The organism is Streptomyces sp. NPDC059003 (assembly GCF_042740445.1).
GTDB lineage: Bacteria > Actinomycetota > Actinomycetes > Streptomycetales > Streptomycetaceae > Streptomyces.
Window position 1 is genome coordinate 22,542 of the sequence record NZ_JBHYJH010000131.1, and the last position, 6,022, is coordinate 28,563.

General features: G+C 68.6%; 10 protein-coding genes and 1 pseudogene. 6 read left to right on the top strand and 5 right to left on the bottom strand.

What is annotated here, in order from left to right; translation table 11 throughout:
• Nucleotides 1-11: 11 nt before the first annotated feature.
• Nucleotides 12-395, bottom strand: coding sequence for a VOC family protein (locus ACFWZ5_RS33610; RefSeq protein ID WP_384803898.1), 384 nt, complete (start codon nucleotides 393-395; stop codon nucleotides 12-14).
• Here ACFWZ5_RS33610 and ACFWZ5_RS33615 point away from each other — a divergent pair.
• Nucleotides 332-493: pseudogene (locus tag ACFWZ5_RS33615) on the top strand (transcriptional regulator); the annotation flags it as partial. The gene ACFWZ5_RS33610 and the pseudogene ACFWZ5_RS33615 overlap by 64 nt on opposite strands.
• Nucleotides 494-497: 4 nt before the next feature.
• Here the strand turns inward: ACFWZ5_RS33615 and ACFWZ5_RS33620 are convergent.
• Together ACFWZ5_RS33620 and ACFWZ5_RS33625 are read right to left on the bottom strand one after the other, a co-directional pair.
• The gene (locus ACFWZ5_RS33620; RefSeq protein WP_384803895.1) at nucleotides 498-1,070 is read right to left on the bottom strand and encodes a dihydrofolate reductase family protein; all 573 of its coding nucleotides are present in this window, start codon (nucleotides 1,068-1,070) and stop codon (nucleotides 498-500) included.
• A 131-nt stretch (nucleotides 1,071-1,201) separates the two neighbouring features.
• On the bottom strand, nucleotides 1,202-1,582 hold the full coding sequence (locus tag ACFWZ5_RS33625) for a VOC family protein (RefSeq protein ID WP_384803892.1): 381 nt from the start codon (nucleotides 1,580-1,582) through the stop codon (nucleotides 1,202-1,204).
• Nucleotides 1,583-1,644: 62 nt separating this feature from the next.
• Here ACFWZ5_RS33625 and ACFWZ5_RS33630 point away from each other — a divergent pair, with 62 nt between their 5' ends.
• A complete protein-coding gene (locus ACFWZ5_RS33630; RefSeq protein WP_384803889.1) occupies nucleotides 1,645-2,607 on the top strand; it encodes a helix-turn-helix transcriptional regulator in 963 nt (320 codons plus the stop codon).
• Nucleotides 2,608-2,675: 68 nt separating this feature from the next.
• A complete protein-coding gene (locus ACFWZ5_RS33635; RefSeq protein WP_384803886.1) occupies nucleotides 2,676-3,143 on the top strand; it encodes a MarR family transcriptional regulator in 468 nt (155 codons plus the stop codon).
• Here the strand turns inward: ACFWZ5_RS33635 and ACFWZ5_RS33640 are convergent.
• Together ACFWZ5_RS33640 and ACFWZ5_RS33645 are read right to left on the bottom strand one after the other, a co-directional pair.
• Nucleotides 3,140-3,415, bottom strand: a complete 276-nt coding sequence (locus ACFWZ5_RS33640; protein ID WP_384803883.1) for a DUF397 domain-containing protein — start codon at nucleotides 3,413-3,415, stop codon at nucleotides 3,140-3,142. The genes ACFWZ5_RS33635 and ACFWZ5_RS33640 overlap by 4 nt on opposite strands.
• Nucleotides 3,375-4,223, bottom strand: coding sequence for a helix-turn-helix domain-containing protein (locus ACFWZ5_RS33645; RefSeq protein ID WP_384803880.1), 849 nt, complete (start codon nucleotides 4,221-4,223; stop codon nucleotides 3,375-3,377). Before ACFWZ5_RS33645 ends, ACFWZ5_RS33640 begins: the two co-directional genes overlap by 41 nt.
• Nucleotides 4,224-4,307: 84 nt before the next feature.
• On the opposite strand from ACFWZ5_RS33645, the gene ACFWZ5_RS33650 reads away from it, so the two are divergent.
• Genes ACFWZ5_RS33650 through ACFWZ5_RS33660 form a run of 3 tightly spaced genes read left to right on the top strand, consistent with a single transcriptional unit; the run spans nucleotide 4,308 to nucleotide 5,962 of the window.
• Entirely contained in the window at nucleotides 4,308-4,745 is a 438-nt protein-coding gene (locus ACFWZ5_RS33650; RefSeq protein WP_384803877.1) for an ATP-binding protein, read from the top strand.
• Nucleotides 4,735-5,202 carry a cupin domain-containing protein gene (locus ACFWZ5_RS33655; RefSeq protein ID WP_384803874.1) on the top strand — a complete coding sequence of 156 codons (468 nt, stop codon included), beginning with the start codon at nucleotides 4,735-4,737 and terminating at the stop codon, nucleotides 5,200-5,202. The genes ACFWZ5_RS33650 and ACFWZ5_RS33655 overlap by 11 nt, the downstream gene beginning before the upstream one ends.
• Nucleotides 5,195-5,962: an SDR family NAD(P)-dependent oxidoreductase gene (locus tag ACFWZ5_RS33660; protein ID WP_384803871.1), complete on the top strand. Its 768-nt coding sequence runs from the start codon at nucleotides 5,195-5,197 to the stop codon at nucleotides 5,960-5,962. The genes ACFWZ5_RS33655 and ACFWZ5_RS33660 overlap by 8 nt, the downstream gene beginning before the upstream one ends.
• Nucleotides 5,963-6,022 lie beyond the last annotated feature (60 nt).

Consider the following 6,022-nt stretch of genomic DNA (forward strand, 5'->3'; position numbering starts at 1 on the left):
ACAGCCGACGCTCAGACCAGGGTGGAGATGCAGAACGGGTGGCCCGCGGGGTCGAGGAGGACTCGCCAGCGGGTGGGGTCCGGCTGGAAGTCCGGCTTCACCGCCCCCAGGGCGAGCAGCCTGGTCTCGGCGACGTCGAGGTCGTCGACGCCCAGCTCTATGTGGGCCTGCTTCTCCTGGGACGGGGTCTGCCAGGTGGGCGGGCGGTAGTCCGTCAACCTGTTGAACCCGAGGCCGGCCGCGCCCTCCTGGCCGAGCAGGACGAAGTGGTCGCTGGAGAAGACGACGGGCAGGCCGAGTATCTCGCCGTAGAAAACGGCCAGTTCAGCCGGGTGGCTACCGCCGCCGCGCCGGATCCCACGTGCCGCCGCTGATACGCGACGACGAAGAAGCATTCGTCGTCGCGGCCGGACCGCGCGAGGACACACTCAGCGGTGCCCTCGGCGGCGACGAGGCCGCACTCTTGGCGCGCCTCAAACTCCGGCAGGTGCTGTCGCTCAGCGGACGACGTCGAAGACGTTCATCTGGAGGCCGTTGGCGTACGTCTCGTGCTCGACGAGCTTCAGCTTCTGGGCGTCCTTGTCCGTGCCGCTGAAGAGCCTCTTGCCCGCGCCGAGCAGGAACGGGAAGACCAGCAGGTGGTAGCGGTCGATCAGACCGGCGTCCGAAAGTGCCTGGTTCAGGCTGGCGCTGCCGTGGACGATGATCGGGCCGCCCTCGGTCTCCTTCAGCGCGGCGACCTCGTCGAGGGAGCGCAGGATCGTCGTCTCGCCCCAGTTGTCCACCAGCTTGTCCTCGGTGAGGGTGGTGGAGACGACGTACTTCGGCATCACCTTGTAGCCCGCGAACTCCTCCATGTCCGGCCACACCGGGCTGAACGCCTCGTAGCTCGTGCGGCCGAGCAGTATGGCGGTGGCCTCCTCCTGCTCACGGCTCTTGATGTCGTACGCCTCGGGGAGGAACTCGACGTCCTTGAAGGTCCAGCCCGCGTTCCGGTACCCCGGCTCGCCGCCCGGGGCCTCCACGACACCGTCGAGCGAAATGAAGGCGGTGCTGATCAGAGTACGCATCTCGGGTTCCTCGGCATCTCGTGTCTGAATCTCGGCGGGTCAAGCCGGTGCGCGATTGGACCACACTCGCGGCCCCTGCGCACCAACCATGAACTCAGACTGCAGATCCCGGAAAAACTCATCGGCCGCTGTCAGACCAGCGTGGAGATGCAGAACGGGTGGCCCGCGGGGTCGAGGAGGACTCGCCAGCGGGTGGGGTCCGGCTGGAAGTCCGGCTTCACTGCCCCCAGGGCTAGGAGTCGGGCCTGGGCTGCGTCCAGGTCGTCGACGCCCAGCTCTATGTGGGCCTGCTTCTCCTGGGTCGGGGTCGGCCAGGTGGGCGGGCGGTAGTCCGTCAACCTGTTGAACCCGAGGCCGGCTGCGCCCTCCTGGCCGAGCAGGACGAAGTGGTCGCTGGAGAAGACGACGGGCAGGCCGAGTATCTCGCCGTAGAAAACGGCCAGTTCAGCGGGGTCAGGGCAGTCGAAGGTGACGGCGGCGTAGCGGAACGTCGGCGCGTTTTCTGAACTCATGGCGGAGACGGTAGGGCGTGACCCGGACAGGTTCGGTCCTGGTTGTGTGGAAAAATTTTGGAGTGATTGGTGCGTCGGCGCGGTTGCTGCGATTGGTGTCCCTCCTGGCCGCTCGGCCGTCGTGGACCTGTGACGAGTTGGCCGAACGGATCGCGGTCACCGACCGCACCGTGCGGCGGGACATCGCCAAGCTCCGCGACCTCGGCTACGCCATCGAGTCCGACGCGGGGCCGTGGGGCGGCTACCGCCTCCGCGCCGGATCCCAAGTACCGCCGCTGATACTCGACGACGAAGAAGCACTCGCCGTCGCCGTCGGACTGCGCGAGGCCGCACTCAGCGGCGCCCTCGGCGGCGACGAGGCCGCACTCTCGGCGCTCCTCAAACTCCGGCAGGTGCTGCCCCGACGGATCGCCGACCGGCTCGGCGACCTGGACGCCACCTTCGTCCACACGCCCCGCCCCGAGGACCCCCAGATCACGCCCGGCCTGCTCCTCGAACTGGCCGCCGCCTGCCGCGAGGGCGAGCGCGTCCGCCTGACGTACATCGACTGGGAGGGCAGAGGCACGGTCCGGGACGTCGACCCGTACCGCCTCGTCCACACCGAACGCCACTGGTACTTCGTCGCCCGCGACGTGGCCGACGACAAGTGGCGGACCTTCCGGTCCGACCGGATCGGCAGCATCAAGCCGCTCGGCCGCCGGGTCCACCTCGTCGACCCGCCCGACCCGGCCGAGCTCGTCTCCCGCTCCGTCGCGACCGGCCCCTACGCGCTCACGGCAACGATCCGCCTCCCCCTGCCCATGAACGAGGCCCTGCGCCTGATCCCGTCGACGGTTGGCGCCCACCGCCCGGAAGGCCCCGACGCCACCATCACCGAAATCGGCGGCCCGACAGCGGACGGCCTGGCCAAGTACCTCATCAGCCTGGCCACACCCCTACGCGTCCTCGCACCGGACACGGTCCGCCAAGCCCTGCACCGCCGCACCCAGGAGCTCCTGGAGAGCCAGGCGACGACCACCCCTTGACCCCAACTTAACTTGAGGTTCTAGATTTCCCGCATCAAGTGATCACCACTCCCAGGGGGGCAGTACACATGGCGACCCAGCAGATCACCGATGCCGAACTCGCGGCGCAGCCCGCGGCGTACTGGACCGGGATGGCCTACGAGGCCCTGATCGCGTTCACCCGGGCCCAGCAGGCCGAACTCGGCTTCACCCAGCCCCAGTACTGGCTGCTGCGCAACCTGTCGAAGAACGACATCTCGCCCGACGGCCACGGCATGACCATCCCCGAACTCCGGCAGGCCATGAGCTCCTACCTCCGGGACGAGGACGACCTGGAGGCCGAGGCGGAGGTGCTCCTCGATCGCGGCTGGCTCACCCGCGACGACGCGGCACGGCTGTGGATCACGAAGTCGGGCGACGAGGCACGGGCCGACTTCAAGCGGCACGCACCGGAGATCCGCGACCGCATCCACCAGGGCATCGACGACGCCGACTACGTCACCGCGCTGAAGGTGCTCCAGCAGATGCTCCGAAACACCGGCAGCACGCTGGTCTAGAGGGTTCCTTCAACGGTGGCGGCCACGAAACGGCTGAAGGCCCCGGGGGTCACGGTGAAGACCGGGCCGTCGGGGCGCTTGCTGTCGCGGACAGCTATGTGGGGGCTCAGGGGGGCGACTTCGACACAATCGCCCCCCGTGTCTGCACTGTACGAGGATTTTTGCCAGGCGGCGCCGTTGAGAGGGGCACACTCCACGCAGTCGCCACCGGTACTGCCCGTGTACGAAGACTTACGCCAGCGCGCGTCCGCCAGATCCCGGGCAGTCCCCATATCGCTCCTCCATCACGCGGGTGATCAGTCCTGCCGAGTCCCCCACGGAGAGGGCGGCGGCCTGCAAGTTAGCGTAACGGAGGGAGATTTCGCGGATAGTTTCCGGGTTGGCGGTCATGTGCCCTGAGATCACGTCCTCCGTGTAGACAATCGCAGGGTCGTCATCGAAGCGCAGCAGGTTGAACGAGCCGTCGAGACCATTGTGTTCGCCAGCAGAGTTCGGCAGAACCTGAATGCGCACCCAACGCCGCCGTTGGCAGTCCAACAGATGCCGCAGTTGCTCGCGCATGATCTGGCGGCTTCCGATCGGCCGGTGCAGAGCCGCCTCGTCCAGGACTACCAACATCAGCGGCGGACACTCACGCCCCAGAACCCGTTGGCGATCCATACGAGCGGCGACCCGGTCATCGAGGTTGCTCGGCATTCCCGTTGCCAGAACGGCACGGGCGTACTCCTCGGTCTGAAGGAGCCCGTACACCAACTGCACCTGAAACGTCGAGATGTACGTCGCCTTGGCCTCCATCTCCGCGTACGGCTGGAACCAACTCGGCAACTGACTCCGCAGCACCAACCCCACCAACCGCGAGAACGTCCCGTCCGTCCCCAGCGCCGCGTCCACCCGCTCCGAGAAATCCCTGGTCGGAACCTTCCGGGCTGTCTCCACCTGACCCACGAGCGACGGCGTACAGAAGATGCACCCCGCCAGCTCGGTCTGCTTAAGACCCGCCGCCTCTCTCAGCCGACGCAGTTCGAAGCCGTAGTAGTCCAGCGGGGACGCGCTGGGGTCAAGATTGCGGATGTTGACCATGTCCGGGTCACCCCCAAGTCCACGCCGCAAGGCGTGCGGTTCAACTTGTGGCCGAGCGTAACCACATGACTCCACGCTCGTGACATGAATCACCCAACTCACCACCTTGACCTAGGAGTTGGCAGCAGCTATCGCCTGACCTTCACCGTCAGTGAACGATCCGTGCGGCTGTTGCGCCACATCCTCCGGATGTACCTGGTCGGTTGGGGCCTCCACGCCCTGACGGACACCGCCGAACTCGCCCTGACAGAGCTGGTCACGAACGTCGTACGCCACGTACCGGACAAACGCTGCGCGGTCCTGATCATCCGCACCTCACAAGGAATCCGCGTGGAGGTGACCGACACCTGCCCCGAGCTGCCCACCGTCACGGTCCTGGCCGAACTGGCCGAAGGAGGGCGGGGGCTGCTCCTTGTGGATGCCGTGGCGGACCGCTGGGACGTTACGGTTCTGCGCGACCGTAGGGGCAAGACGATCTGGTTCGAGTGCGACGACGGGAAGGGCGTGGACGGTGACCCCTGAGGAGCTGATCGTCCGGCACGGGCTTGAGCCGCTGACGTTCGAGGGCGGGATGTTCCGCCGGACGTGGGCGGGGCCCGAGGACGCGGAGGGCCGGCCGGCGGGGTCGGCGATCATCATGCTGCTGACGTCCCGGCCGGGGGACTTCTCGGCGCTGCACCGGCTGCCGGGGGACGAGGTGTGGCACTTCTACCGGGGGGACGCGTTGGAGCTGCTGCTCCTGCACCCCGACGGGTCGGACGAGGTGCGGGTGCTCGGGCCCAGGGAGGAGTTCCAGGTGGTCGTGCGGGCGGGGACGTGGATGGGGGCGCGGGTGCGGGACGGCGGGGAGTGGGCGCTGTTCGGGACGACGATGGCGCCGGGTTTCATGGACGCGGATTACGAGGGTGGGGACGCGGAGGAGCTGGCCGCCCGGTATCCGGGGCGGGCGGAGACGATCAGGAGGCTGTGCCGTGCGTGACCATCAACTGCCGTCCCTGGAGGGGCGGGTGGCCCTGGTGACGGGGGCGAGCGGGCTGATCGGGGGCGGGATCGCGCGCACCTTCGCGGCGGCGGGCGCGGCCGTGGTGCTGCACGCGCACCGGGGGGTGGACCGGGCGCGGGAGGTGGCCGACGGGATCGTGGAGGCGGGGGGCGACGCGACCGTCGTGTCGGCGGACCTGACGGAGGAGTACGCGTGCCGCCGCCTGGTCGAGGCGGCGCATGCGTGGCGGGGGCGCCTTGATGTGCTGGTGAACAACGCGGGGGTGCAGCCCGTGCAGGAGTTGGCGGGGATGTCCGCCGAGGACTGGCGTCGGCTCCAGGAGGCCAATGTGACCAGTGCGTTCAGCTGTACGCAGGCTGCGGTGGAGGTGATGGAGGCGGGGGGTTCGGTGGTCCAGATCGCGTCGATCGAGGGTCACCAGCCTGCGGTCGGCCATGCGCATTACGCCGCCTCCAAGGCGGCGCTCCTGATGTTCGCGCGGGCGGCGGCCGTTGAGTACGGGTCGCGGGGGATCCGCGTGAACAGTGTGTCGCCTGGGCTTATTGGGCGGCCGGGGTTGGAGGAGGAGTGGCCGGAGGGGGTGTCGCGGTGGGCCCGCGCGGCGCCGCTGGCGCGGCTTGGGCGGCCGGAGGACGTGGGGGCGGCGTGTGTGTTCCTCGCGTCGGAGGGGGCGGGGTGGATCACGGGGACGGACGTGGTGGTGGACGGAGGAGTCAGCGCGCGGTCCACGTGGTGATTTCCTCGCGGGGCGCCCCAGTCCCACCCCTTCCCGAAACTAGGGGCTCCGCCCCTAGGA

Excerpts from the sequence above, each read along its gene's own strand:
- ACFWZ5_RS33645 (WP_384803880.1), bottom strand. The coding sequence starts at position 4,223 with ATGGTCAACATCCGCAATCTTGACCCCAGCGCGTCCCCGCTGGACTAC.
- ACFWZ5_RS33620 (WP_384803895.1), bottom strand. The coding sequence starts at position 1,070 with ATGCGTACTCTGATCAGCACCGCCTTCATTTCGCTCGACGGTGTCGTG.
- ACFWZ5_RS33650 (WP_384803877.1), top strand. The coding sequence starts at position 4,308 with ATGAATCACCCAACTCACCACCTTGACCTAGGAGTTGGCAGCAGCTAT.
- ACFWZ5_RS33625 (WP_384803892.1), bottom strand. The coding sequence starts at position 1,582 with ATGAGTTCAGAAAACGCGCCGACGTTCCGCTACGCCGCCGTCACCTTC.
- ACFWZ5_RS33635 (WP_384803886.1), top strand. The coding sequence starts at position 2,676 with ATGGCGACCCAGCAGATCACCGATGCCGAACTCGCGGCGCAGCCCGCG.
- ACFWZ5_RS33640 (WP_384803883.1), bottom strand. The coding sequence starts at position 3,415 with ATGGGGACTGCCCGGGATCTGGCGGACGCGCGCTGGCGTAAGTCTTCG.
- ACFWZ5_RS33610 (WP_384803898.1), bottom strand. The coding sequence starts at position 395 with ATGCTTCTTCGTCGTCGCGTATCAGCGGCGGCACGTGGGATCCGGCGC.